Source organism: Oceanospirillum linum (assembly GCF_001995095.2).
GTDB lineage: Bacteria > Pseudomonadota > Gammaproteobacteria > Pseudomonadales > Halomonadaceae > Oceanospirillum > Oceanospirillum linum.
The window spans coordinates 123856-148721 of the sequence record NZ_MTSD02000003.1; the positions used below are offsets into that span (position 1 = coordinate 123856).

A 24866-nucleotide genomic window follows, 5' to 3' on the forward strand; every position below is an offset into this window, starting at 1 on the left:
TATGACACAGAGACCGACGTTAGCCTTTTTATGCAAACCGGTAATGCTAAAAGCTCCTGAGGGGCTGGTATACTCGTACAATGCGCCATATCCTGAGCGGAAACCAGGTATCTCACATCTCTGATAAGAGAAGCATCATTAAATCATTCGTCACGAGGAAGCTATGGCCAAGGAAATTGAACTGAAACTGGCGATCCCCATGCAGGCCGGAACCTTGCTTCGCGAGCACGTCGCTCTTGGTCAGGCCGTAAGCTTTGACAGCAGGCTTCTGCAAAACATCTACTACGACACCAAAGACCTGCTGCTGAATCAAGCCCGGGTTGCATTACGCATCCGTAAAGTCGGTGATCATTTTATCCAGACGTTAAAAACCAGTGGCAGCGGCAGCGGAGGGCTTCATGAGCGGGGCGAGTGGGAATGGGAGCTGAGTAAACCTGAGCTGGATCTCAGCCTGATCGACGACACCCTTCTGCCGGACACACTGAACCTGACAGAGCTGAAAACAACGCTGGAGCCCGCATTCGAAACGAACTTTACCCGCCAACGCTGGCTGCTGAATGTCCAGCATGAACATCTGAAAGCAGAGATAGAGCTGGTACATGATCAGGGGAATGTGGTCGCACAGGGTCAGAAAGACCCCATTAGTGAAATTGAACTGGAGCTTAAGTCCGGCGATACAGACCTGCTGTTTAAAGTTGCCCATGATCTTTCAGACACGGTTCCCCTCCTGGTAAGTAATATCAGTAAGGGGCAGCGCGGCTTCCGGCTTTTTGCCCCTAAAAAAGCCGGGCTTATACCTGATCGTGTCCCGGCATTTGATCATCTGCACGGCCTCATTCGCGCCGCTCAAAACGAGCTGGACCACTTTATTGCTGCCCGGGATCAACTGGCATTCAACCGTAGCTGGGCTCTGCTGGAAAAACTGTATAACAGCCTGCGCCAGCTACGCTGGTGCCTTTTACACCTGAGTCGCCTGGCGGATATTCCTGAGGCACTGCGTTTACCGACAGCCCTGCGCTATAAGCTACGCATGTTCAGCTATGCGCTGGAACATTTGGTCACGCTATACCAGCAGAAAGTAAGCTGGGAGCGTTTGGAAAGCTGCCCACCGGCACTGCGCAACTGCGCTGATTTCGCCGTACTGAATGAGCAATATCAACGCCTGATGGCTGCCCCCTGGGTTGGTCAGACACTATTGGAGGTGATGCAATGGCTTTATCTGATGAACCGCGAAATGCCGGAACGCCAAATAATCGACAGTGAATCTGTATTTCAGTCTTTATTAAGCCGAGTACACCTTCCCCGCTACCCCACCGACAAGGTACTCTGGTTGCGTCAGCTGGCTCCTCTTCTTCATTTGACTCGCTGGATTCACTATCAGCATCCTAACCCGGCGCTGGGGATTCAGAAACTTCAGCAGCAAGCCATAACGATACAGTCCTGCATTTTGCGACTTAGCGGGCTCATGTCTGAAGAGGTCACTCTGATAAGACTGCAGCAAGAGGATGAGCTCAAAGAGTATGAATCCCTGCTGAAACGTAACCAGGATGATCAATATGAGCAGGTGCTGGAGCTGGGTCGTCATGAGCTCAGCTTCAATAGTCTGCAACAAAACCTGCAGAGCTGAGGTTCAATGCAGGAAGTGACATCACTCAAGAATATCCGACACAGCGTCATACGGGAGCGATCTCCCGCTGACGTTCAAGACTGATGATGCAGAAACCATTGTAAATGAATACGGATAACAACAAAGCCCATAACACAGATGCGGACAACAGTGCCGTACCGGAAACCCTGAAACAGAAGATCTATCACATCATCTTCGAAGCCAGCACACCGATGGCAAAAGGGTTTGATCTGTCTCTTATTGTACTGATTCTGCTTAGTGTCGCGCTGGTGATGCTGGACAGTGTTCAGGCAATACATGAACAGTGGCATCGCGAGCTCTATATTATCGAATGGGGCTTCACCATTATCTTTACCATTGAGTATCTGCTGCGGCTTTACAGTATTGGCAAACCTCTGAAGTACGCCACCAGCTTTTTTGGACTCGTGGATCTGCTTTGTATTATCCCCACCTATCTCAGTTTGTTTATCGTCGGTGCAGAAGTGTTTCTGGTGGTTCGACTGCTGCGGGTCCTGCGGGTATTCCGCATATTGCGACTACTGCATTACGTAGGAGAGGCCACAGCATTGGCCAAAGCGATGCAGGCCAGTCGTCGTAAAATCACCGTATTTATTCTCACCGTACTGACAATGGTTACTGTTTTTGGCTCGCTGATGTATCTGGTGGAAGGGCCGGAAGGAGGCTATACCAGTATCCCACGCAGCATCTATTGGGCCATTGTCACCCTTACCACTGTGGGCTACGGCGATATCACACCACAAACAAACTTTGGCCAGTTTCTCTCTTCCATCGTAATGATCATGGGTTACGCCGTAATCGCCGTACCCACAGGTATCGTTACTGTAGAGCTGTCCAATACCATGAGACGCCACATGCACTTGGTTTGTCACGGCTGTGGCGAAGAGGGGCATGATGCCGATGCGGATTACTGCAAACTCTGTGGGACAGAGCTTAGCCGTAGGGATGGCCGTAGCCGTCACCTGAAACCTATGCCGCTACCGGACCGGCAGAATTCGCAGCCGGATGAGGAAAGCGGTGAAAATAATCCAGATGCGGCCTCCAAAGATGAGCCACCCACGACTCAGAAGCCTGTTTGAGCAAAGCGCTAAAAGCGCCGGCACAGACTGTGCCTTTTAAGCTTCAGGCCATCTATACTCTGTAGAATTTCTTGTGTCCGGGCTGTCCCGGGTTTACCGACCGTCATAACAGATCCGGCTCCAGTAAAAATACCGTTTTAATCCGCATACCGTTTGGCGACGGCTTCGATAAATTCCGGTTGAAGATCTATTAACGCTTCTTCTTTAAGGGGCTCAGACAAACCTTCAATAAACACATCCCGCTCTTTAACCAGCTCAGAGTGACCGTATTCATTGCTTTCCAGGTAATAGACCTGCATCAGACCTTCATAGTAAAAGCGTAAAATACGCTGGGCATCGTTATCATCTGCCTCAGCGCCTTTTTTCAGCTTGTGCATCCGATTCGTCGTTCGCGCCAGCATCCTCTTCAGGCGAAAGACATAGAGCAGATCCGTAAGACGCGGGTCATTCTTATAAAATGAAAACAGCGCCCCGGAGATCAGAACCCCTATGATCACGCCGGAAAGATTCAGATAAAAATTACCACCCTCAGGGTTTCCCCACATAACAACCATAAACTGACCACTGAGCATCGCGGTAACCGCAAAACAAACCATCAGTACAACACTGACTTTTCGGCTCAGCTTTAAATAATGCTGCTTATCAACTTCTTGTATCTGCATGTTTCCCTCTGAAACCCGTAAATAGCCACCCCGTGTTCTGCCATGCTATTTTAGCCCTAATTTGTAGCCTTACCCAGCAAAGGTTTCTCAAGCTGATAAACATCAACGCTTTAAAAGGGTATAGATATTGATGACCCCGGAAAATCTGATGCACCTGCTGTCCAACGACCAGGCATCTCATATCCTGCTGGAACAGCTGACAAATGCCTGCCAGGGATCTTTAGTGATTGACCGGGAGTGTCGAATCGTCTGGATCAGCGAAGCCTACAGAAAGCTTCTGGCGTTATCGGAGACATTCGATGCCACCGGTTTACCCGTAGAGCGGCTGCTCCCAACATCTCAAATGCCCAGAGTCGTCCAGACCGGCAAACCTATGTTTGTTGACCTGATGGAAATCAACAATCACTGGTGCGTGGTGAACCGCCTGCCGCTGCGTAACGAAGCCGGTGACGTTGTCGGTGCTTTGGGGCTTATTTTCCATAATGACCTGGATGAACTTCAGCCCCTGTTTGATAAGTTTGCACGGCTCCGACGCCGCTTTGAACAGGAGAACCTGCTACGTACCAGTCGATACCAGCTGGATGATATTATTGGCCAGTCACCTCAGATAACTCAGATGAAGCGTCAGGCGCAGCGGGCTGCTCAGCTGGATACCACATTACTGCTGTTAGGCGAAACAGGAACAGGTAAAGAGTTGCTGGCACAGGGGATTCATCAGGCATCTCCCAGGAGTAATGCTCCTTTTGTTGGTATTAATATGGCTGCGCTACCGGAGCCATTGGCTGAAGCAGAGCTATTCGGCACCGCCGCAGGGGCATACACAGGTGCGGACAGAAAAGGGCGTATTGGCAAGATACAGCTGGCCGATGGAGGTACTTTATTTCTCGACGAAATCGCCGAAATGCCCCTGGCAATGCAGGCAAAATTGCTTAGGGTGCTCCAGGAGCGGGAAGTGGAAGCACTGGGCTCTAACCGCCTGATCAGTGTTGATGTGCGCATCATCGCCGCCACCTCAAAAAACCTGGCTGATCTGGTAGAGCGAGGGCTATTCCGTGCCGACCTCTATTATCGGCTGCACGTACTGCCCATCCACCTACCGCCTCTGCGCGCGCGCCAGGGGGATATCGCCTTACTGGCAGAGCACCTGTTACAGACGATTCAGCGCCAGACCCATCTGCCAGCACTTAAGCTTTCCGGTGCGGCGCTGGATTGGCTGAATGCTTACCACTGGCCGGGCAATGTCCGTGAATTACGTAACCGCCTTGAACGGGCTTGCGTCATGGCCGAAGGAGAACAGATCGGCCCCATGGATTTAGGTTCAGAAGACCCGATCTCAACCCTGAACAAGCTGAGCCTTGCATCAGCTCAACCTGATAAAGCGCCTGTATCGAAAACAGAAACCGTCTCAGCTTCTGATCTGAAAACCCTGCGACAACGCCATGAGTGCCAGCTTTTGGAAGAAGCACTGCATCAGCACCAGGGCAATCGTACCGCCGCAGCAAAGAGCCTTGGTATCTCCAGAGCAACTTTCTACAATCGTATCCGGCGCTGTAGAACCGACTAGAGCTGTCTAAAAAAAGACAACGTATAATTATTTAGACAAAAACACATAAATCTTAGACAGCATTGATATCAATCTGGACATTTACCTGACAAAGAAACCCATCAAAAACCTACAACCTATTGTTTTATAAGCAATTAATCAAACTGGCCCAAACCTTGTACTACCTCTCTCAAATATGGCCCCAAAGCAGCCTGCAATTTCTGAAAATAAAAATAATCTGAGAGTTCTGACAATGGACAAGTTAATCAGCGCCGAACAGGCAGCTAACCTCATCGATGACAATGCCACGCTTTCCACCGGTGGTTTTATCGGTATCGGTTTTGCAGAAACCCTGGCCAAAGCTATCGAGAAACGTTTTCTGGCAACAGGCCACCCCCGTAACCTCTCACTGGTTTACGCTGCAGGCCAAGGCGATGCCCAAACCCGGGGACTGAATCACTTTGCCCATAAAGGCCTCATAAAAAAAGTATTAGGTGGCCACTGGGGTCTTGCTCCGGGACTTGGCCGCATGGCGATGGATAATGAGATCGCCGCTTACAACCTGCCCCAGGGTGTTATCTGTCACCTATATCGTGATATCGCCGCCGGAAAGCCCGGCACACTGACCCGTGTTGGCCTGCACACCTTTGTTGATCCCCGTCAGGATGGTGGCAAGGTAAATAGTGTCAGCGAAGAAGATCACGTTCAGCTGATGCCCCTTAATGGTGAAGAATACCTATTCTATAAAAGCTTTCCCCTCGATGTTGCGCTGTTACGTGGTACCACCGCAGATGCAGAAGGCAATATATCCATGGAACGGGAAGCCCTACCTCTTGACGGACTGGTTATCGCCCAGGCGGTCCGTAATAGTGGCGGCAAAGTTTTTGTTCAGGTTGAACGCCTGACAGAACGACATCAACTGACCCCGGACCGGGTACGTATTCCGGCAAGTCTTGTAGATTACGTTATTGTCGCGCCAGCTGAAGATCACCCTCAGACCTTTGCAGAGCACTATAACCCGGCCTATACCGGAGAGGTCCATGCTCATCAGAAAGAGACCAACACCATCGATCTTGATGCCCGTAAGGTAATCGGACGACGGGCACTGCTGGAACTGAAAAAAGGCGGCGTGATTAACCTAGGCATCGGTATGCCAGAGATGGTGTCTCAGGTTGCGGCTGAGGAAGGCCTGCTGAACAGCTTTACCCTCAGCGTGGAACCTGGCGGAATTGGTGGCCAGCCTGCCAGTGGGCTAAGCTTTGGCGCTGTAACCAATGCCACGTCCGTTATTGATCAACCGGCTCAGTTTGACTTCTACGATGGCGGCGGACTGGATCAGGCTTTTCTGGGGCTGGCAGAAACCTGTCCTCAAGGGCATGTGAATGTTAGTCGCTTCGGACCGAAGCTTGCCGGGGCCGGTGGCTTCATCAATATTACCCAGAATACGCAACAGATTTTCTTTCTGGGAACCTTTACTTCCGGCAAACAGGAACAGACCTTCGAAGGGGAATCACTGCAGATTCTGAGTAACGGCAAACAGAAGAAATTCTGTCAGGCCGTACAACAGATCACATTTAATGGTGAATATGCTATCCAAAAAGGGCAGGAAATTACTTTCATTACCGAGCGCGCCGTATTCCGGCTGACGGAAAACGGACTTTTACTGGAAGAAATTGCACCCGGTGTAGATCTTGAACAGGATATTCTGGCCCAAATGGACTTCACACCGGAAATTGCAGAGAATCTGATTGAGATGGATCATAGGCTGTTTAGAAAAGGGCCAATGAATATCCGACATCCCGGAAGTGTTCCGGTAAAGCAACTACGCTCGATATTTCAAGGCGTCGCATCTTATCAGGCAGAGGCCAGGCCCACACATGATGGGCCGTCGCAAAACGCGGCACTGGTCGGCTAACACGACCCAAAAACATATTAACGCTACTCAAAAACATAAAGGCTGGTTAAAGCTTCTCATGATGAGATAGCCACCAGCCTTTATTGTTTAAAACGTTAAATTATATCCAATGCAGGCTCTGCCTTGCAGATATTAATGTGTCGTATCGCCTTGCAGAGGCTGACCCGTCATTAGCTTGGTCACATACTCCGCACGGCTACTGCTGTTAACTGTGCGCTCTTTTTCATGGCACCAGCTGATCAACTCTTCAACATCCACCGGAACCTTCACCACATCAATTCCCTTGGCGGAAAATGTTTCAATCATCTCCTCGGTCTTTCTCACCCAGTCATGCCAGTCATTTTCCAGCATGTCGGCATCCTCGGTAACCTCCAGAAAACGCTGCCACTGATCTTCTTTAATCCAACAAATACCCGCCTGATGCTGTATCGCCATAATCCTGTCCTGTTATGCGCAAGGTAACTGAAACGCGCCCTGCAGCACAGCGGTGCCGCAGATCATAAACGCAAAATGAATACCAGACCCTAACACAGTTTAATCCGCGATTTCAGTGACCCTGTCCAGTCTTTCTGCACAGAGACTCTCTCAGAGCGCGACTCCGTACGACAATCAGCACAACAACCTGATACCTTGCTTTAATCGCTGTTTTGGCATTATCACTTTTTGAGGCACAATAGCAGGACATGATAAGAGAGCCATTATGAAATCAGAGACTCTGGAACCAACCCATCTGAAAGAATTGCTCACTCGCTGCCAACAGCAAGACCCCAAAGCACTGAAGTCGTTATATAAAGCAACGTCTTCGCATCTGTTTGCGGTTTTGCTGCGTATCTTACGCAATGAGAGCCACGCGGAAGATTGTCTGCAGCAAGTGTTCCTGAAAGTCTGGAATAATGCAGGGCAGTACAATCCCGACATTGCTCGTCCAATGACTTGGATGAATACGATCGCCCGTAATCAGGCCCTGGACTGGCTGCGCCGTTATAAAAATGACCAGCTGAACGACAGCGATGATGTATTGCTACAGCAGGCTGATCCTGCCAGGCAAACAGACTCACTGGCTCAGCAATGGCAAAATTCAGACAAGGTGCACCACTGCCTTAAGGAGCTGAAAGATGCCCAGCGCCAATGTATCGAGCTGGCTTATTTTGAAGGCCATAGTCATCAGGAACTATCCGAACGGCTGGACCAGCCGCTTGGCACTGTAAAAACCTGGATTCGTCGCGGTCTTGAGAGGTTGAAATCATGTCTGACCCCCATCATATAACCGAGCCTTATGACCTGACTCTGCCAGAGCAACGTCATCTTGCTGCCGGGGAATATGTACTCAATACCCTATCTCCTAAAGAGAAAGCCTCTTTTGAAGCTCTGATGGCCTTCAGTCCGGATCTGCAGGCTGATGTGCAGCAGTGGCGGGAGCAGCTGCAGGTTCTGGACACCAGTTTAAAACCAGTCCAGCCGCCAGCTCATCTGTGGAAAAAGATAGAACAGCAAATTAAGCCATCCAAGGCTGGTTTCAGCCTGAAATTCTGGCAACTATCTGCCATGGTTTCCTTCTCATTCTCCCTAGCATTGGCAACGGTTCTTTTAATTAAGCCGCCGATGATGAATGCAGACACGGCAGACCATCTTTATGTCGTAAACTCCCCTGAACAAAAACCGGCATGGCTGGTAAACACCAGCATGGACCGCAGTCATCTTATGGTACAGACCGTCAAACCTGCGTCTTTACCCGATGGCAAAGTATGCAAGCTCTGGCTTAAAGTTGGTGATCAGTACGCCATGGTCGGTGTTTTGCCCCATTCAGGCCTGAGTAAGCTGAGTGTTCCCCAGTGGATGCAAAATCAACTGGTTAATGCCCAGATTATTGTCAGTGTCGATCCGATGGATAGTGATAACAATCCGGATGAAATGGGACCGGTTGTGAATAAAGGCGGCTTTACGCCACTGGAGGGGTCCTTACGAAGGTTCTGACAGTCCTGGACGACCACAAAAAACGTATGATAAACGGTGCTGATAGCACCGTTTTTTTTGTTATTCAGAATCTGTTTTTATATGGCGCCAAAAACTGCCTCAGAGCAATTTTCTAACATTACACCAACCTGTTGAAACATGTAATGCAACAGAAAGTTTAAGGGTTCATTGCTAAAATGAGTGATTAACATCATAAGCCCAAATGCTTGCATATAGCATACGGCCAACAGCAACTGTATCCATCTGAGTATAGCCCAAAGAGAGTGTTATGAATCTTCAGGAATTTACAGTAAAGGCCCGCCTTTACTTTCTTATAGGACTGGCAGTGACGGCAATGGCCATCCTTGAGTTTATGTCCCTGCAAAACCAGCGTGATGCACTGTTTGAGAATTCCAACCAGAAAGTTAAAGCACTGGTGGAGTCAGCTCATACTTTGATTGAAGGGTATGCCAGCCTGGCAAAGACAGGGGAGATGACAGAAACCGAAGCTAAACTTGCCGCAAAACGCTCCCTGGAAAATATGAGCTATGCCAACGGTGAGTACTTTTTTATTCTTGATTACAACGCAGTCGTCGTTGCCCATGGTGTAGATGCCGACATCATTGGCCGGAATCTTTCCGACGTAAAAACAGAGGATGGGCAACGCGTATTTAAGGATATCGCCAGCCTGGGCCGTCAGGGTAAAACAGATGGTTTCTTCTCCTACCGCTGGCCGAAATCTGGTTTCGACGAGCCTAAAATGAAAACCACCTACGTTAAAACACTGCCTGAATGGCAGTGGGTTATTGCCAGCGGTGACTATGTTTTCGAAATTGAAGATATGTTTATCGAAGGGCTGGTTCACGCCGTCATTCAGCTACTGGTAATTCTTGCCATTATGATAGCGGTAGCCATCACCATCACACGCTCTATCATTAACCCTTTAGACCAGGTTAGCAAAACCATGGATCAGGTAGCTAAAGGTGATTTAAGGGTGCGAGTGAATATGAAGGGCAAAGATGAACTGAGCCGCATGTCCCGCTCCGTCGATCATACCCTGCAGACCTTTCAGGACCTTATATTCCTGCTGACCAGTTCTGCAAATCAGCTACAGGGTGCTGCAGAAGAGTTGGCAGCCACAGCCGAGCAAACCAGCACAGGTATTCGCCGCCAGTCTGAAGAGACTGATCTGCTCTCAACTGCCATGAATGAGATGTCAGCCACCGTTCAGGAGGTCGCACACAATGCCAGCGCCAGCGCCCAGGCGACGAATGCCGCGGATGAAGAAGCAGACAAAGGCAATCATGAGGTTGAAGATACGGTTAATAAAATTACTCACCTAAGCCATGAGGTTGAAGAAGCCTCCAGCGTAATCCGCGCTCTGGAAAGCGATACTGAAGAGATCGGCACTGTACTGGAAGTTATTCAGGGAATCTCAGAACAAACCAACCTATTAGCCCTTAATGCAGCCATTGAAGCTGCCCGTGCCGGTGAAACGGGCCGCGGCTTTGCCGTTGTTGCCGACGAGGTACGCCAGCTTGCCCAGCGTACTCAGGACTCTACCAAAGAGATTCGGGATATGAATGACCGCTTGCGCAGCGGTGCCCGCAACGCTGTGGAGGTTATGGAACGCAGCCGCAAGCAGGCGGAAGAGTCTGTCGCCGCAGCAACCCACGCCGGCGAAGAGTTAAAAATGATTGTGGAACAGATGCAAACAGTGCGGGATATGACGGCTCAGGTCGCAACCGCCACCGAGGAACAGAGCGCTGTAGCAGAAGAGATGAACCGCAATCTGGTGAATATTGTGAATGTCTCTGCTGAGGCCGCTACCGGCTCCGATATGGTTGCAGCCAGCAGTGAAGAGCTTTCACGGCTAGCCGTTCAGCTACAACAGAACATCGCCAAGTTCAAATGCTGATCAACTGACGGGTCTTCCGGTAACCGGAAGACCTGCCTAAATAACAAAGCCCCGCTTCAGAGCTCCATTCAGTGCTATAAAGCGGGGCTTTTATCTCTTACATCCGGCCTTACAAGTCAGCAATCAGTCTTTACTCAATAGCTGAGAATCCAGACCCTTTGGTTTTTCGTTTGGCCAATGCTGATGTCGGTTAAAATAACGCTCCAACAGGCGGAATATAAATATAATCAAGGCACTGATCATCAGATACATAACACCGGCCGCCAGGAAGATCTCCAAAGGCGTATAGGTACGGGCGATCACAGTACGGGCCATACCGGTCAGATCCAGCAGAGTTATCGTAGACGCCAATGCACTCCCCTTCAGCATCAGAATCACCTCGTTACCGTAAGATGGCATCATAATGCCAAAAGCCCGGGGCAAGGTGATACGACGCAACATCTTCGGATAGCTCATACCCAGCGCTTTAGCGGCTTCAATCTCACCTCTTGGGATAGATTGAATAGCACCCCGCAACAGTTCCGCGATATAAGCGGCAGTATGTAAGCCAAACGTGATAACAGCACACCAGTATGGTTCACGCAGAATAGGCCAAAGAGACGATTCCTTAACCCACTCAAACTGAGAAGCACCGTAATACACCAGAAAAATCTGGATCAGAAGCGGTGTTCCACGAAAGAAAAAGATATAAGCATACGGCAAGGCACGCACCCAGATATTGCCGGATACACGCAACAGAGCCAAAGGAATAGCCAGTAAAACACCGATTAAACCAGAGAAAAATACCAGCTCCAGCGTCAGCAGTGCACCATCCATCAGTTTTGGCAGATTCTGCCAGATAACCGTCCAATCCCAATTCATGAGCGAGCCCCCTGATAACCACGATTAGCGAAGCGTTCCAGATAATACAGGCCCGCCATTGAGATTGAGGTCAACAGCAGATAGACACAGGCAGCAGCCAGATAAAAGGTAAACGGCTCTTTGGTATAACCTACCGCCACAGCGGCCTGGCGCATCAACTCATTCAGGCCAATAACGGAGACCAGAGCAGTGTCTTTCAGCAATACCAAAAAGAGGTTTCCCAAACCCGGTAGGGCGATTCGCCACACCTGAGGAAGAGTCACTCGAATAAAAGTCTGATACTGGGTCATACCCAGAGCAACTGCAGCTTCCTTTTGCCCTTTAGGGATCTCCTGCAAGGCACTACGAAAAACTTCTGTGGCATAGGCACCAAAAGCGATACTCAGCGCCGTTACCCCGGCAACAAAAGGACTAAGCTCAATATACTCGTCATAACCAAATTGACTGGCAATAGCCATCAATACGACTGATGAGCCAAAGAAAATGGTCAGAACCAGCAGTAACTCCGGCATACCCCGGACAAAAAGGGTGTAACCATTACCGATTGCTCTGAGCGTTTTAGAAGAGGACACCTTGGCGGATGCACCCAACAAACCAAAAACCAGGCCAACCGCCAGACTGCATAATGCCAGTTGCAGCGTAACCCAGGCACCGCTGATAAGCAGATGACCAAAACCTTGCAGATCCATAGGAGATACCGATGACGTAAGGAGTAGGTTGAAAAAATAATGGCCGCATGGCGGCCATTACAGATCAGACGAAATACCCGGACTTAGTAGATAGAGAACGGGAAGTACTTCGCATTGATACGGTCATAAGTGCCGTTTTCTACAATTTCTTTCAAAGCTTTGTTCATTTTCTGGCGCAGCTTGTCATTTTTACGAACCGCGATACCGATCTTGTCATCAATATCAATCTTTTCGCCTTTGAACTCAAATGCCTGACCTGCATCTGAACGTAACCAGTCATAGGCCGGCAGCTGATCAGAAACAATAGCGTCCAGACGGCCAGAAGACAGATCCAGATAAGCATTATCCTGAGTGTCGTACAGTTTAACGCTTACTTTATCACCCAGGTTATCTTCCAGGTACTGGCCTGCAATTGTAGCTCGCTGAGCACCAATGGCTTTCCCTGATACGCTCTCCGGAGAAAAACTACCCTTCTTAGGAGCCACAAAAATCAGGCTATTGGAGTAGTAGGGGTCAGTAAAATCAACCACACGGCTACGCTCAGGAGTGATCGACATACTGGCAATAATCGCATCGTACTTACGCGCCATCAGGCCGGAGATAATGCCATCCCAATCCTGAGCAACGATAGTGCAATCCGCTTTCATTTGCTCGCACAGAGCGTTTGCGATATCAACGTCAAAACCTTTCAGCTCACCGGATTCATCGATGAAGTTAAAAGGCGCATAAGCACCTTCAGTAGCGATACGGACTTTATCCGCAGCCATAGAGAAAGGAGCAGCCAGGGTTGCTGCAACAAGGGCCACACCGGCCAGTGCATGTTTCAGATTCATTGTGGATTCCTCTTGGGATTTATTTTAATTATGACTGGATACCTGACCGGCTGTTAACCAAAGCAACAGGTACCCTTTTTAACGCCATGGTAAGGCACCATAAGCAGATAAAAACTTACAGATGGCTACTCAAAAATTCCCGACAACGGTCGGAGTCAGGGTTACCAAACACTTTATCCGGCGACCCTATCTCTTCAACCTGTCCCTGATGCAGAAACACAATCTGGGAAGACACATCCCGGGCAAAGCGCATCTCGTGGGTTACAATCAACATAGTTCGGCCTTCAGCAGCCAAATCACGCATCACGGCCAAAACCTCATTGACCAGCTCAGGATCAAGTGCTGACGTCGGCTCATCAAACAACAGAACCTGAGGATCCATCGCTAATGTTCGGGCAATTGCAATCCGCTGCTGCTGTCCACCAGAAAGCTGGCTTGGGTAATTGTGACGCTTATCAAATAGCCCTACTTTTTTTAACAAGCCTTCAGCACGGGCGATCGCTTCATCTTTAGTACGCTTTAGTACATGTATAGGCGCTTCGATGATATTTTCCAGCACAGTACGATGGGGCCAGAGGTTAAAATTCTGAAAAACAAAACCGATCTCTGAGCGCATACGTTCCAGCTGTTTCTGATCCGCCGCTTCAAGCTCGTTATCTTTGTTTTTCTTAAGTTTAAGGGATTCTCCGGCTACAGTGATTGTACCGGATGAAGGGGACTCCAACAGATTGATACAGCGCAGAAAAGTACTCTTTCCTGACCCGCTGGAACCCAGAATAGAAATGACGTCACCGTCACGGGCTTGCAGGGAAATACCTTTTAAAACTTCTAAGGAGCCATAACTTTTATGGAGATCTCTGATTTCCAGAGCAACAGGCGCGTCGGGCATGGGGTGCGCTTCCTGGTAACAAATGAATTGTGGATGTTTATTTTAATTTTTGTTCGGCGTATTAGACCAAGGTGTCATTTTTAAAGCAATCGTATGAAATTTTCCAGTCAATTTTCCTGACAGGTCCGCTGAGTGAAAGCTAAATATCGTAACTTCCCGAAAAAAGACAGGATAACCTTACTAAATTTAAGCGATCGGTCACAAACTCGACAATCAACAATCATCTGTAAATCATAGTTTACACGCGACGATAACTCGCCCGATAGACACCACAACCTCTGTGCCATAACCCTCATACTGCCAGGGATTTCACTCTTACGCCCGCGTTCTTTCTCTCCAGCCACCTCCCTTAAGAAAGGGATCATTTTGTTCTCTTTGCAGTCAAAGCTGTTAACAGATGTAAACCTATTGCCTCTTTGGCCGATAGAAGAGTAAGTAGGTTAAGGGCGTTACGTCAGAACAGGCCGCCAATATCAGCCTGTGTCAGGTTTAGGAGAGAGCTATGGTATTTGCAGTTTATGAACAAGGGATGCGTATCCACACACCACGGAAAACACTTCTCGGCCGCCGGGGAATTGATGCACTCCAGGAAACGCAAAATACCCGGCGACTGGCGGATACTGACAGTGACTCAAGCCATCTGGAGCGGATGGCTGAGCGCTCTTTTGAACAGGTTCAGAATGCCGCGGTAAAACGTCGTCTTGAGAATCTTCCGGAGCAGGAGCAGGACGAGCAAAACCCGGAGCAGGCGCAACAGGACAAATCAGATAGTCCGGTCGATATCTCTAAAAAAGCGCTCAAAGCATACTCCTCTACGGAGCAAAGCCATACTCATGGTGAGCGCCCTGCCGTCAGTGCAGCCATGATTATGTCGACGCCTATCGTATCTGCAGAGTTCGATCAGAATCTGCAGCAGGGTTGGAATATGATGCAGCAACATAAAGTACAGCACCTTCTGCTGCTTAACCGGAAAGGCGCCTTAATGGGGCTGGTATCGGATAAAGATATTCTGAAGGTCACGTCCGGTGTCGGTGATATTGAGCTTGAAGGGCGCACCGCAGCTGAAGTCATGCTGGGCGACCTGATCAGCCGCAAACTACTGACAGTGAATCCTGATGCCAGCTTACTGGATATTGCACATGCCATGCTGGAGCAAAACGTCTCCGCTATGCCAGTCGTCACAGACAATGATGAGCTTAAAGGCATCATCACAAGAACAGACCTGCTGCAGGCGATGATCAATGGACAATTAGAAACCTGGTACTAAACCAGGGCAACCTTGTGGCCTATTGTGAAAAACAGGTTTCACAGGTCGCATTAGTGAAAAAAATAACCCTCAATATCGGGTATCAGATTATTGAGGGTTATAGCTTTAACAGGAATTGTTAAACGTTAACTCAGGCTATTTCTTAGTCAAGAGCTGAGACAGCTTGCTGTTAAGCCGTTTTTTCTCTTCTTTTTCCCGAACTGCTTTCTCTTTCTGCAAACGCTGTTGGCGGATGCCCTCCAACTGCTCTTTTGCATGGCCAGCTTCTTCTTCCGTCACAAAACCGGCATTATTTCCCGACAGATCCATCCGTACAGCACCGGTTTTCAACACCCTCAGATAGCGGGGACTTCTGACATACCCGGCAAGAGCACGGCGAATCCAGTGATCAGGAAGAGCCTCATGCTCTGCCAGATCCTCATGGATGCCGATCTTAAGTGGCTGAATAGTAACCGTAGAAAAAGCCTTCGGATAACGCTCACTCCAATGTGCCAAAATAGCTTTGGCATCAAATTTTTCCATAACAGGCTCATGTGGTGCTTCATCCTGATCTGCAGTCTTCTCCGACAGCCATTCAGTAGGATCAAGAGTCTCACGAATTAACGCACGAACGGCATCAGAGCTTTCCAGCAAAGAACCATCCAGCAGATCTTTCAGGCGCTGCTGCAAACTGCCCAATTCCTGGCTAAGGGAGAGGTGATCTGTTTTCAGGGCGTCAAGCTCCGACACCAAGCGTTCATTGTCTGCTTCCAGTTCAGAAACACGCTCTGAGCCTTCATCCACACTCTGTTCTGCTGATGCTGGCTCTTCTGCCGCAGTCACATCAGCCCGAAGAGCAGCTTCCTGAGCAACACTCAGTTCTGCTTTGGTATTCTCAAGGGTGCGCTCCAGATAGTTACAGTGCTCCTGTAAACCCTGGTTTCTAACCTTAAGCTCACTGCAGAGCTGATTTAACTCTGTCATTCTCTTATGGTGACTTCTCAGAGTCTGAAAACTATTATCCGCACGCTCATTCAGTTCATTGAACAGGTGATCTAATGTATTGGCTGATGAATCACTTGGCATGGGCAATACCCTATCCTTCATAATCTACGGCGATCTTACCGGCAGTTACGCCATGTTACCCTGCTGGCTGATAAATATAAAAGCCATAATCATACTCACCGGTGCCTTCCTTCTTGCACTCTTCGCAGGAGACCTCCTGCCACTGGCTTTCATCATACTCAGGGAAAAAAGCATCTCCCTCAACGTCTGCGTGAACCTTAGTAATATAAAGTTTATTGGCATACGGCAGCGCCTGTTTATAGATCTCGGCCCCTCCCATAACAACAATCTCTTCACCACCATCAATCAGACATTGCTGATCTGCACGCTCCAGAGCATCCTCCAGCGAATGTACCACCACACAACCGGTTGCAGTGAAACTGGTATCACGGGTCATAATAATATTAGTACGTCCCGGCAGCGGACGCCCTATCGACTCGTGGGTTTTACGTCCCATAATCACAGGCTTCGCCCAAGTGCACTGTTTAAAGAATTGCAGATCCTTTGGTAAATACCAGGGCAGTTTATTATCAACACCGATAACACGATTTTCGGCCATCGCCCAGATCAGGGCAACCGGGGCATCCAATTCTAAAGACATAACTTGATCTCACTCACGCACAGGCCGGTCAGAACGCAGGCTCTCGCACCGGCAAAGAATTAAACCGAAAAAGGGTACTGAATCGCTTCATGGTACTGGTAGCCCGCCACATCAAAGTCATCCAGAGTAACCCAGGTTTCCAGATCTTCCAGGCTCTTAATTTCAGGATTAATCTTCAACTGCGGTGATGGGAAAGGCTCTCGCTTTAACTGAACATCACGCATCAGTTCCAGCTGATCTTCATAAATATGGGCGTTAACAATTTTGTGGTACGCCCTGCCCGGCTTGTGACCAGTGATCTGCGCCATTAGCGCCAGCAGGGTGAATACCTGTACCTGATTAAAGTTCAGACCTAAAGGAACATCACAGCTGCGCTGGGTACTGTTCAGATACAGCTTACCACCCAGTAACGAGAAATGATGGCTGTACATGCAGGGGCGTAAACAGCCCATCTCGAACTCGCCGGGATTATAAAAATTCAGAATCTCACCCCGGTCATCCAGTCCACGGCTCAGATCATCCACAATCTTTTTCAGCTGATCCAGATAAGTGCCATCGGGTTTCGCCCAACTCCGCCCCTGCACACCATACACGCGGCCCATATCGTCCTCTCCGTTACGGTGAGGGTTGTTCAGCCAGCTGGGGTTTTCATTGGCATTAGCATTCCAGGTGTTGCAGCCGATAGCACGGAACTCTGCAGCACTACTGTAACCCCGCAGATAGCCCAAAAGCTCAGCAATAGCGGCCTTCCAAAAGCTTTTTCGGGTGGTAATCAGCGGGAACTGATTATTTTCCACATCATATTCCAGGTCGGCATTGATAACCGTCAGGCAGCGCTTACCGGTACGTTCGTTATCAACCCAGATACCTTCTTCGACAATTCGACGGCTGAGATCAAGATACTGCTGCATGCGGGTTCCAAAGATTCAGAAATAAAAAGGTTGGCAGTTTACGCTACCAATAGGCCAATTGCAGCCAGAAGCGTCTAATAAATACAGCTCTGCTGAACCGCAGTATTAAGTTTTCTGATCAGTTTTTAACCTGATCAAAGCACGCCTGCTTTCTGCCCCAGGCGACCAGCACCAGACCAGCCAGAATCATCGGCAATGACAACAGCTGCCCCATGGTAAGCCAGTCAAAAGCCACAAAACCGAGATGAGCATCCGGCTGACGGACAAACTCCATCATAAAGCGGAAAATTCCATAGCAGATAAGGAAAGCACCGGACAATACCCCACGGGAAGGCAGTTTACGGTCCAAAAGATTCAGAATGACAAACAGAGCCACGCCTTCCAGTGCAAACTGGTAGAGCTGTGAAGGGTGGCGGGCCAGGTTATCCACATGGGGGAACACCATACCCCATGGCAGATCTGTTGGGCGACCCCAGAGTTCACCGCCAATAAAGTTGCCCACACGCCCGGCGCCAAGGCCAATAGGTACCAGCGGGGCGATAAAGTCGGTTACCGTCAGCATACTGGCCTGCATGCGGCGGGCAAAAATAATCATCGCAACAATCACGCCCAGCAGACCGCCATGGAAGGACATTCCTCCTTCCCATACCTGAAATAACCAAAGCGGATCGGCCAGAAAACGGTCAAAGTTATAGAAGAAGACATAGCCAAACCGACCACCGAGTACCACCCCCATCGCACCGTAGAAGATCAGGTCACCGACATCATCACGACTCCACCCCAGACGGTGCGCTCGCTGCTTAGCCAACCACCAGGCTCCGGCAAAGCCAATCAGGTACATCAGGCCGTACCAGTGAATTTTCAGGGGGCCTATCGCCACCAGTACAGGGTCAATCTGTGGGTATTGCAGCATGAATAAACCTTAACGTCTGCTTTGAATAAGCTAGCTCAGTAAAAAACGGATGCCGATCAGCAACAGCAATACCGCAAAGATGCGTTTCAGGGTATCAGAAGGCAGGCTATGGGCCAGTTTTGCGCCGACCTTGGCAAAGATAACACTGGTGGAAACAATCCCGATAAATGCAGGCCAGTACACATAGCCCGTCGCATATTCCGGTAACAGAGGATGCCCCCAACCTTCTTCGATATTTGCCAGAGCACCCACGATGGCAATGGGTAAACCCACCGCAGCAGATGTCGCGACGGCGGTCTGCATCTTAACATTGCACCAGCTTAAAAAAGGCACCGTCAAAGAGCCTCCGCCAATACCAAAAATAGCGGAAGCCCAGCCAATAAAACCGCCAGCCCCTATAAGACCGGGCCGCCCGGGAATGGTTCGCCCAGGTTTAGGTTTCAGGCCAAATCCCATCTGAACAGCAATTAAAAGCGCAAAAACACCAATTACTTTCTGCAGTAATTCACCGCTCATCATACCAGCGGTTTTAACCCCCAGTACCGTACCAAAAACGATGCCAATAGCGATCCCGGTGAACCAGTCCCAACGCACAGCACCTTTCCCGTGATGCGCTTTAACAGAACTGACAGACGTCACAACAATTGTCGCCAGAGATGTGCCCACTGCGAGATGAGTCAGCACTTCAGGAGAGATCCCCTGAGCAGCAAAGCTGAAAACCAACACAGGTACAATGACCAAGCCACCACCTATGCCAAAAAGCCCTGCCAATGTTCCGGCAACCCCCCCTAAAGCAACATACATTAAAAGCGTTACCATAAAACCAGCTCACTCCAGAAAAAAAGACAGCAGGTATCTGCCCCCCGCTGCCAACATTATACATTTATTATCCGACCAGCCCCTCAGGAGGGCACGCGTCCTTCTTCATATTGCTGACGCCAATGATCCACCTGGGAGCGAAGCTCTGAAGGATGGTAAGGTTTGGCAAGATATGCATTCATACCCGCGTCGAAGAAGCGCTGCCGCTCTGTTTCCAGTACATTTGCAGTAACTGCGATGATAGCCGCCGGCTGCAATTGCATCGCTTTTTCACGCTCCCGCCAGCGAATGGTCGTTTCGATACCATCCATATCAGGCATGAATATATCCATGAGTACAACCTGATAGGTTTTCTCAAGCATCTGTGCCAGGGCATCCTGCCCACTATTAACGACGTCGACATCATAACCCACTTTTTGCAAGGCTGATTTTGCCAGCATAGTATTTACAGGGCCATCATCAACCACAAGAACCTGGGCCTGCGACAAGCTTCCCCGCTTCTGCTTTTCATTGGTTTCTGCAGCCCCGGCCAACCAGTTATCCCGGGTCAGGTACATAAGCGCGTCTACCTTTTCTTTCAGCTGCAAACTCAAGCGTTCACGTTGCTCCGGGTGAGCCTGAATCTGCTCTGTAAGGCTCAGAATATTCTGCAAGGGCTTTTCCAGTTCACGGCGCATCGCCTGAAGATACTCAGTCTGCAGTTTAGAAGCTTCAAGCGCCCGGTCACGGTCAAACTTCATCTGATCACGGATCTGGTACTGTTCAGAAAGATCAAACAGCAGCCCTACTAAAGTACGGCCCCGGGCATCACGGCTGCGCGCCGAATCCGATGAGCGGGATAGAACAACCGATACAGGATGGTTCTTATCATCCGCACTGGCCAGAACCAGCTCTTTAACAAAAGTCCCCTCATCCACGGGCGTTACAGGGATAAACTCTGTCAGAAGATGGCCCCGAAGCTCCTCTTCAGTTTTGCCAAAGAAGCTTTCAAAGGCACGGTTGCAACCCTGTATCCGAAACTCACCATCAGTATCAAAGACAGGAAGAGGGATGGTGTTAAGCAGGTTACGGAAGTAATCATTCAGCTTATGGCAACTGGCCTGATATTGTGCCATTTCCTGCTTAAGAGTATCGTTTTCATGTACAAAACGATGCAACAGACTGGCCAGGTGATGAATCTCTTCTACCGGACTGCTCAGATCTTTTTTCGATGAAGTCTTATCCTCCAGAGAGGTGCGGGCAACCTCATCAAAATACTCCAATGGCCCCTTAATCTGGCGATAAAGCTTATGGCTCCGGGCCTTGTGAACCCCCATGTGCAGCGCCAATAATATCAGAATCAACAAAAGTACAAGCAGGCCAATATCCTGCAGATAATCTGCGAAGTTATCAGCGCCTAAATATAGCGCCCGCTCCGGTGTAACCGCTAACAGTTTCCATCCGGTGAGGGGCACAGTATTCCAGGCCACAACACTCGGCTCACTCAGGTTAACCTGGGCTAATCCAGCCTGCTGATGAGCCACCAGGCGGGAAAGATCTGTCATTCCGGGACGCTTATAAAGATTGAACAGCTCCGGCTTAAACTCATTGGTCGTTACATGGCGAAAGCTGTACTGGCCATCCGTCAACTCTTTAAGGCCAAAGTCCTCCTCTCCTTCCGGCGGTAAGGCCAGAATATTGCCGTCTTTACCAACCAGGATTGCATAACCAGACCATGGCTGAGGCAACGCAAACAGATGGCTGATCAGAGCTTCTACGGTCAAATCAAGACCCACAACCGCTTCAAGACTGTCACCATCATAGACAGGAGCAATATATGAAATAATCCAGCCTAAACCCGCAGGGTCCAGATAAGCGTCGGTCCAGACAGGTAGCCGCTGAGGGTTGTGGGTTTTATCAGCCAGATAATAGAAGCTGAAAGAAGTGAGATCCAGATCAGGGGCAAACTGTTCATGTACATCCCGATAAGGGTAGAGCAGATTGAGCTGATCCGATGTATTCAGATAAACCTGTTTAACCAAAGAATTAGCCTGCTGAAGATCGGCAAACAGATAATTCAATGGCAATAACTGACGGGCCTTTGTCTCACGGGAAGAAAGATCACGGGATTTCGTGGAGTAGTAAACAGCAACACCGCCGTCGTCCACTGGCTTCATCAGCACATTGTCCTGAGTTAACCCAAGAGGAGTGCGAAGATCACCGGGCAGGTCTGAGGTCAATGTCCGCTCTGTCTGGCGGCGCAATATATGAAGCTGACTCTGCACTGATCCCAGCTGAGCGTTAACCCAGTCCGTTTTGGACTGCAGGGCAGCGATCAGCTGCTGCTCATACTCTTTTTTCGCGGCATTCTGCTGGTTGAGTCCCAGCAAAAAAAAGCCCCGAAAAGCGCAAACAGAAAAGCCGCATTGACTAATATCAGCTGAATCATGCCCGCACGCATGTACGTTTTATAGATCCAGGTCTTCAGCGATATACGCAATGGAAGTTCAGTTTCTGTCATGAGCGTCCCTGAATAAACATACTGGCAGAATTCATTTCTGGAGAGAAAGTATCATACACTGTCTGGCAAGGTGATTTCATCCCTGCATTTTAGCCTGAAAACCTCCCAGGCTCGTACCCTGAGCTTTATAAAACGGAAACCCAGTATGTGTATTATTCTTTTTTCATGGCAAAAGAACCGCCACTTTCCTTTGGTTGTTGCAGCCAACAGAGATGAGTTCTATCAACGGCCAACATCAGAGCTATCATATTGGGAAAACAGCGACATTATCGCGGGCCGGGACCTTCAGGCTGGGGGAACATGGCTCGGCATTACACCGTCAGGTCGTTTTGCTGCTGTGACCAATTTCCGTCAGGTAGCGGATATGCATAACAGCTATCCACTGAGCAGAGGTAAGCTCTGTCAGAATTTTCTTGAGGGGTCTATGTCACCTGAATGTTATCTCGAAGAGCTTGCCGATATAGCCATGGAGACCGGCGGATTTAACCTCCTGGTCAGTGACAGCAAAACACTGGGATATGGCTGCAACCGATTTGGCACTGAAGAAGGCGAACCTTATTACGATTTCAAACCTCATCTGCCAGCGGGTATTTATGGCTTAAGCAACCATCGGCTGGATACGCCCTGGCCAAAAATCCGGCAAAGCAAACAGCTGATGACTGAGTTTATCGCCTCACTAGCTGAATCTGAGCAGGAATCCCTTCTGAATGAAGAGCACCGGCCTCACCTAATCAACGAAGAACATCTTCTGCCCGTTATCACCCATAGCAAAGAAGCTGCAGATCACGAACTACCGGACACAGGTATCGGTTTAGATAAAGAACGCTTTTTATCTCCATCTTTTATAAATTCCAGTATGGACTATGGGACAAGGGCCAGTACAATACTGATCCGCAACGACTCCGGCCAACAAACAATAATGGAACAAACCTGGCACCCCGGCGGACAAACAGGGGTAAGAACTCTGGTCTGCCTGTGACTGAGCAGAGTTTTAATCCAATATCGCGACCGTTTCAAAGGGCAGTCTTTTGACCAGATTTCACCTGTTCACCACATCAGGCAACCGTCCCCTAAACCGCATTATACTGCTGCTTGCCAGCCTGTTATCACTGTTGCTGGCTCAGACCGTAAAGGCCAACCTCATATCTCCCGAGCAACACCAGACAACCTCTATTGAGAGTGCCTGGATTGGCGTAACCCTGCTCAGCCGGTTTGATAATACCAAGGCGGACTTTGCACCTCAGATTGCACCAGCCTACCTGGATAATGATTTTAAGCATATTTGGCTGAACGCCGCCGGAGAACCCGGGGCTGCAGCTAAAGAGCTGACCCGACTGGTTAAAGTTTTTGCAGCCATGGATCTCCCGCGACAACCCCATCCGTGGTTGCAGCCCTATCAGAATTTTCTGACTTTACAGCAGCAACCCCTGGAGCTGCCTCTGCCCCGATACCTGTTAGCTACAGACCTGCTCTATAGTGAGATGTATGCCCGACTACGCCATGACATTGCCACCCAGCGCTTTATTCAGGCTGATGAAGATGATGATCACCAGGAGTACCGCTATGGCGGCACTGCCCTGAGCGGTTTCAGACCTACAGCTAAGCCCTGGATGGCTGACCTGGAGCTGGAGCTGAAAACGGCATCAACACTACCGGATGATCAGCGGGAAAATTACCTGCAGCGCCAGATAAAAATGCTCTACCCGAAAAATGATCAGGTGCCTGTCATTCTTGAGGCACTGAACTACTGGCAGCAGCAACAGAGATCCCCATGGCCGGAACTATCTTTTGACAAACACCTTGCGCCCGGAATGATTCGGGAAAGCTGGATGCCGGTATTAATTGAACAACTGCAGCGCTTACGGGTTCTCCCGGAGGATTACAGCCCTGTCATCCCCGGGCGCTATGACGATAAGCTGGTTGAGGCTGTTAAAAAAGTTCAGGCCCGGCATGGACAGACGATAGACGGGATCATCGGCCTGCAAACCCGTCGTGTACTCAACCTGCCGCCTGAAAAACGGGTACTCAGGCTCGCCCATAATTTTCGCAGGCTCTACCACCTGCCAGAACATTTGGGTGATCGCCACATCATGATCAATATGGCGGATTACAAGTTGGAGCTGGTGGAAAAAGACAAGCCAACAATGGGGATGCGGGTGATCATCGGTTCGCCTGAACATCGCACACCCATTATGAAGCAGATACTAACCTCCGTCATTCTCAGCCCTCGATGGAACATCCCCCAGAGCATCGGTGTTAAAAGCATTCTGCCCCGGATCAGAAAAAACCCGGATTACCTGAAAAGTCGTGAGATGCAAATTATCGATGGCTGGAGCTCTCCTGCGAAAGAAGTTCCTTTGGAGAAAATTAACCTCAATGACTTTGCCAACAACCCGGAGAAGTTTCCCTATCGGTTTGTCCAACTACCGGGAGAATATAATCAGCTGGGCTATGTCAAATTTCGCCTGTCCAACAACAAAGCGATCTACATGCATGACACACCTGCCAAGCACCTGTTCAATCGTCGTGAGCGGGCAATGAGTAATGGCTGCGTCCGGCTTGAGGATGCCCTTTCACTGGTTGATCGTCTGCTGGCACAGGAGCCCTGGGGTTGGAATAAGAGACGTGTGCAGGATGTACTACGCTCTAAAGAGGAACGCTATCTGAAGATAAAGCTGCCAGTTTACCTGATGTACTGGACCGTCTGGCAGGATAAAGATGGTCATATCCAGTGGCGGGATGATATCTACAACAAAGATCGACTACCGGGACCGGAAGAGGTCAAAAAGCTGCTCATTGCAGCAAAGAAAAAGAATCTCTGAAC

At 49.5% G+C, this 24866-nt stretch carries 22 protein-coding genes; 10 read left to right on the plus strand and 12 right to left on the minus strand.

Annotation, left to right across the window (positions count from 1 at the left end; genetic code table 11):
* Positions 1-163 precede the first annotated feature (163 nt).
* Positions 164-1627 (plus strand): CYTH domain-containing protein, encoded by a 1464-nt coding sequence (locus BTA35_RS08570; protein ID WP_078319404.1) that lies wholly within the window; start codon positions 164-166, stop codon positions 1625-1627.
* A gap of 104 nt (positions 1628-1731) precedes the next feature.
* Positions 1732-2724: an ion transporter gene (locus BTA35_RS08575; protein WP_078319405.1), complete on the plus strand. Its 993-nt coding sequence runs from the start codon at positions 1732-1734 to the stop codon at positions 2722-2724.
* 137 nt (positions 2725-2861) lie between these two features.
* Here the strand turns inward: BTA35_RS08575 and BTA35_RS08580 are convergent, their stop codons facing one another.
* Positions 2862-3386: a DUF3087 family protein gene (locus BTA35_RS08580; protein WP_078319406.1), complete on the minus strand. Its 525-nt coding sequence runs from the start codon at positions 3384-3386 to the stop codon at positions 2862-2864.
* Between the two features lie 130 nt (positions 3387-3516).
* On the opposite strand from BTA35_RS08580, the gene BTA35_RS08585 reads away from it, so the two are divergent.
* The gene (locus BTA35_RS08585; RefSeq protein ID WP_078319407.1) at positions 3517-4950 is read left to right on the plus strand and encodes a sigma-54 interaction domain-containing protein; all 1434 of its coding nucleotides are present in this window, start codon (positions 3517-3519) and stop codon (positions 4948-4950) included.
* 232 nt (positions 4951-5182) lie between these two features.
* Positions 5183-6844 carry an acyl CoA:acetate/3-ketoacid CoA transferase gene (locus tag BTA35_RS08590; RefSeq protein ID WP_078319766.1) on the plus strand — a complete coding sequence of 554 codons (1662 nt, stop codon included), beginning with the start codon at positions 5183-5185 and terminating at the stop codon, positions 6842-6844.
* A gap of 132 nt (positions 6845-6976) precedes the next feature.
* On the opposite strand, the gene BTA35_RS08595 is transcribed toward BTA35_RS08590, so the two are convergent.
* Entirely contained in the window at positions 6977-7279 is a 303-nt protein-coding gene (locus tag BTA35_RS08595; RefSeq protein ID WP_078319408.1) for a hypothetical protein, read from the minus strand.
* A gap of 265 nt (positions 7280-7544) precedes the next feature.
* Between BTA35_RS08595 and BTA35_RS08600 the strand changes: the two genes are divergently transcribed.
* The 3 genes from BTA35_RS08600 (at position 7545) to BTA35_RS08610 (ending at position 10715) form a co-directional block, all read left to right on the plus strand.
* On the plus strand, positions 7545-8111 hold the full coding sequence (locus BTA35_RS08600; RefSeq protein WP_078319409.1) for a sigma-70 family RNA polymerase sigma factor: 567 nt from the start codon (positions 7545-7547) through the stop codon (positions 8109-8111).
* Positions 8090-8818, plus strand: coding sequence for an anti-sigma factor (locus tag BTA35_RS08605; RefSeq protein WP_078319410.1), 729 nt, complete (start codon positions 8090-8092; stop codon positions 8816-8818). The genes BTA35_RS08600 and BTA35_RS08605 overlap by 22 nt, the downstream gene beginning before the upstream one ends.
* A 268-nt stretch (positions 8819-9086) precedes the next feature.
* Positions 9087-10715, plus strand: a complete 1629-nt coding sequence (locus BTA35_RS08610; protein WP_078319411.1) for a methyl-accepting chemotaxis protein — start codon at positions 9087-9089, stop codon at positions 10713-10715.
* 123 nt (positions 10716-10838) lie between these two features.
* Here the strand turns inward: BTA35_RS08610 and BTA35_RS08615 are convergent, their stop codons facing one another.
* The 4 genes from BTA35_RS08615 to BTA35_RS08630 all read right to left on the minus strand — a co-directional run bounded on the left by BTA35_RS08615 (position 10839) and on the right by BTA35_RS08630 (position 13987).
* Entirely contained in the window at positions 10839-11576 is a 738-nt protein-coding gene (locus BTA35_RS08615; protein ID WP_078319412.1) for an ABC transporter permease, read from the minus strand.
* Positions 11573-12265: an ABC transporter permease gene (locus BTA35_RS08620; protein WP_078319413.1), complete on the minus strand. Its 693-nt coding sequence runs from the start codon at positions 12263-12265 to the stop codon at positions 11573-11575. The genes BTA35_RS08615 and BTA35_RS08620 overlap by 4 nt, the downstream gene beginning before the upstream one ends.
* An 83-nt stretch (positions 12266-12348) precedes the next feature.
* Entirely contained in the window at positions 12349-13098 is a 750-nt protein-coding gene (locus BTA35_RS08625; RefSeq protein ID WP_078319414.1) for an ABC transporter substrate-binding protein, read from the minus strand.
* Between the two features lie 115 nt (positions 13099-13213).
* Positions 13214-13987 carry an ABC transporter ATP-binding protein gene (locus BTA35_RS08630; RefSeq protein ID WP_078319415.1) on the minus strand — a complete coding sequence of 258 codons (774 nt, stop codon included), beginning with the start codon at positions 13985-13987 and terminating at the stop codon, positions 13214-13216.
* A 502-nt stretch (positions 13988-14489) separates the two neighbouring features.
* Between BTA35_RS08630 and BTA35_RS08635 the strand changes: the two genes are divergently transcribed.
* Positions 14490-15254, plus strand: a complete 765-nt coding sequence (locus BTA35_RS08635; RefSeq protein ID WP_078319416.1) for a CBS domain-containing protein — start codon at positions 14490-14492, stop codon at positions 15252-15254.
* A 135-nt stretch (positions 15255-15389) separates the two neighbouring features.
* Here the strand turns inward: BTA35_RS08635 and BTA35_RS08640 are convergent, their stop codons facing one another.
* The 6 genes from BTA35_RS08640 to BTA35_RS08665 all read right to left on the minus strand — a co-directional run bounded on the left by BTA35_RS08640 (position 15390) and on the right by BTA35_RS08665 (position 21911).
* Positions 15390-16319 carry a ProQ/FINO family protein gene (locus tag BTA35_RS08640; protein ID WP_160054957.1) on the minus strand — a complete coding sequence of 310 codons (930 nt, stop codon included), beginning with the start codon at positions 16317-16319 and terminating at the stop codon, positions 15390-15392.
* Positions 16320-16374: 55 nt separating this feature from the next.
* Positions 16375-16899, minus strand: a complete 525-nt coding sequence (locus BTA35_RS08645) for a dihydrofolate reductase (protein WP_078319418.1) — start codon at positions 16897-16899, stop codon at positions 16375-16377.
* Positions 16900-16958: 59 nt separating this feature from the next.
* Entirely contained in the window at positions 16959-17810 is an 852-nt protein-coding gene (locus BTA35_RS08650) for a thymidylate synthase (protein ID WP_078319419.1), read from the minus strand.
* Positions 17811-17928: 118 nt separating this feature from the next.
* A complete protein-coding gene (lgt, locus tag BTA35_RS08655; RefSeq protein WP_078319420.1) occupies positions 17929-18723 on the minus strand; it encodes a prolipoprotein diacylglyceryl transferase in 795 nt (264 codons plus the stop codon).
* Between the two features lie 30 nt (positions 18724-18753).
* The gene (locus BTA35_RS08660) at positions 18754-19542 is read right to left on the minus strand and encodes a sulfite exporter TauE/SafE family protein (protein ID WP_238377539.1); all 789 of its coding nucleotides are present in this window, start codon (positions 19540-19542) and stop codon (positions 18754-18756) included.
* Positions 19543-19625: 83 nt separating this feature from the next.
* A complete protein-coding gene (locus BTA35_RS08665) occupies positions 19626-21911 on the minus strand; it encodes a response regulator (RefSeq protein ID WP_078319422.1) in 2286 nt (761 codons plus the stop codon).
* 276 nt (positions 21912-22187) lie between these two features.
* Between BTA35_RS08665 and BTA35_RS08670 the strand changes: the two genes are divergently transcribed.
* Complete coding sequence (locus BTA35_RS08670) at positions 22188-23021, plus strand: NRDE family protein (protein ID WP_078319767.1); 834 nt, start codon at positions 22188-22190, stop codon at positions 23019-23021.
* A 49-nt stretch (positions 23022-23070) separates the two neighbouring features.
* Positions 23071-24864 carry a L,D-transpeptidase family protein gene (locus tag BTA35_RS08675; RefSeq protein WP_078319423.1) on the plus strand — a complete coding sequence of 598 codons (1794 nt, stop codon included), beginning with the start codon at positions 23071-23073 and terminating at the stop codon, positions 24862-24864.
* The last annotated feature ends 2 nt before the right edge of the window (positions 24865-24866 follow it).

Bases quoted from the DNA above. Each gene is read 5' to 3' on its own strand.
- BTA35_RS08645 (WP_078319418.1), bottom strand. From the start codon at position 16,899: ATGTCTTTAGAATTGGATGCCCCGGTTGCCCTGATCTGGGCGATGGCC.
- BTA35_RS08640 (WP_160054957.1), bottom strand. From the start codon at position 16,319: ATGCCAAGTGATTCATCAGCCAATACATTAGATCACCTGTTCAATGAA.
- BTA35_RS08580 (WP_078319406.1), bottom strand. From the start codon at position 3,386: ATGCAGATACAAGAAGTTGATAAGCAGCATTATTTAAAGCTGAGCCGA.
- BTA35_RS08620 (WP_078319413.1), bottom strand. From the start codon at position 12,265: ATGGATCTGCAAGGTTTTGGTCATCTGCTTATCAGCGGTGCCTGGGTT.
- BTA35_RS08600 (WP_078319409.1), top strand. From the start codon at position 7,545: ATGAAATCAGAGACTCTGGAACCAACCCATCTGAAAGAATTGCTCACT.
- BTA35_RS08605 (WP_078319410.1), top strand. From the start codon at position 8,090: ATGTCTGACCCCCATCATATAACCGAGCCTTATGACCTGACTCTGCCA.
- BTA35_RS08670 (WP_078319767.1), top strand. From the start codon at position 22,188: ATGTGTATTATTCTTTTTTCATGGCAAAAGAACCGCCACTTTCCTTTG.
- BTA35_RS08615 (WP_078319412.1), bottom strand. From the start codon at position 11,576: ATGAATTGGGATTGGACGGTTATCTGGCAGAATCTGCCAAAACTGATG.
- BTA35_RS08595 (WP_078319408.1), bottom strand. From the start codon at position 7,279: ATGGCGATACAGCATCAGGCGGGTATTTGTTGGATTAAAGAAGATCAG.
- BTA35_RS08590 (WP_078319766.1), top strand. From the start codon at position 5,183: ATGGACAAGTTAATCAGCGCCGAACAGGCAGCTAACCTCATCGATGAC.
- BTA35_RS08650 (WP_078319419.1), bottom strand. From the start codon at position 17,810: ATGCAGCAGTATCTTGATCTCAGCCGTCGAATTGTCGAAGAAGGTATC.
- BTA35_RS08635 (WP_078319416.1), top strand. From the start codon at position 14,490: ATGGTATTTGCAGTTTATGAACAAGGGATGCGTATCCACACACCACGG.
- BTA35_RS08585 (WP_078319407.1), top strand. From the start codon at position 3,517: ATGACCCCGGAAAATCTGATGCACCTGCTGTCCAACGACCAGGCATCT.
- BTA35_RS08630 (WP_078319415.1), bottom strand. From the start codon at position 13,987: ATGCCCGACGCGCCTGTTGCTCTGGAAATCAGAGATCTCCATAAAAGT.
- BTA35_RS08575 (WP_078319405.1), top strand. From the start codon at position 1,732: ATGAATACGGATAACAACAAAGCCCATAACACAGATGCGGACAACAGT.
- BTA35_RS08660 (WP_238377539.1), bottom strand. From the start codon at position 19,542: ATGGTAACGCTTTTAATGTATGTTGCTTTAGGGGGGGTTGCCGGAACA.
- BTA35_RS08610 (WP_078319411.1), top strand. From the start codon at position 9,087: ATGAATCTTCAGGAATTTACAGTAAAGGCCCGCCTTTACTTTCTTATA.
- BTA35_RS08570 (WP_078319404.1), top strand. From the start codon at position 164: ATGGCCAAGGAAATTGAACTGAAACTGGCGATCCCCATGCAGGCCGGA.
- lgt (WP_078319420.1), bottom strand. From the start codon at position 18,723: ATGCTGCAATACCCACAGATTGACCCTGTACTGGTGGCGATAGGCCCC.
- BTA35_RS08625 (WP_078319414.1), bottom strand. From the start codon at position 13,098: ATGAATCTGAAACATGCACTGGCCGGTGTGGCCCTTGTTGCAGCAACC.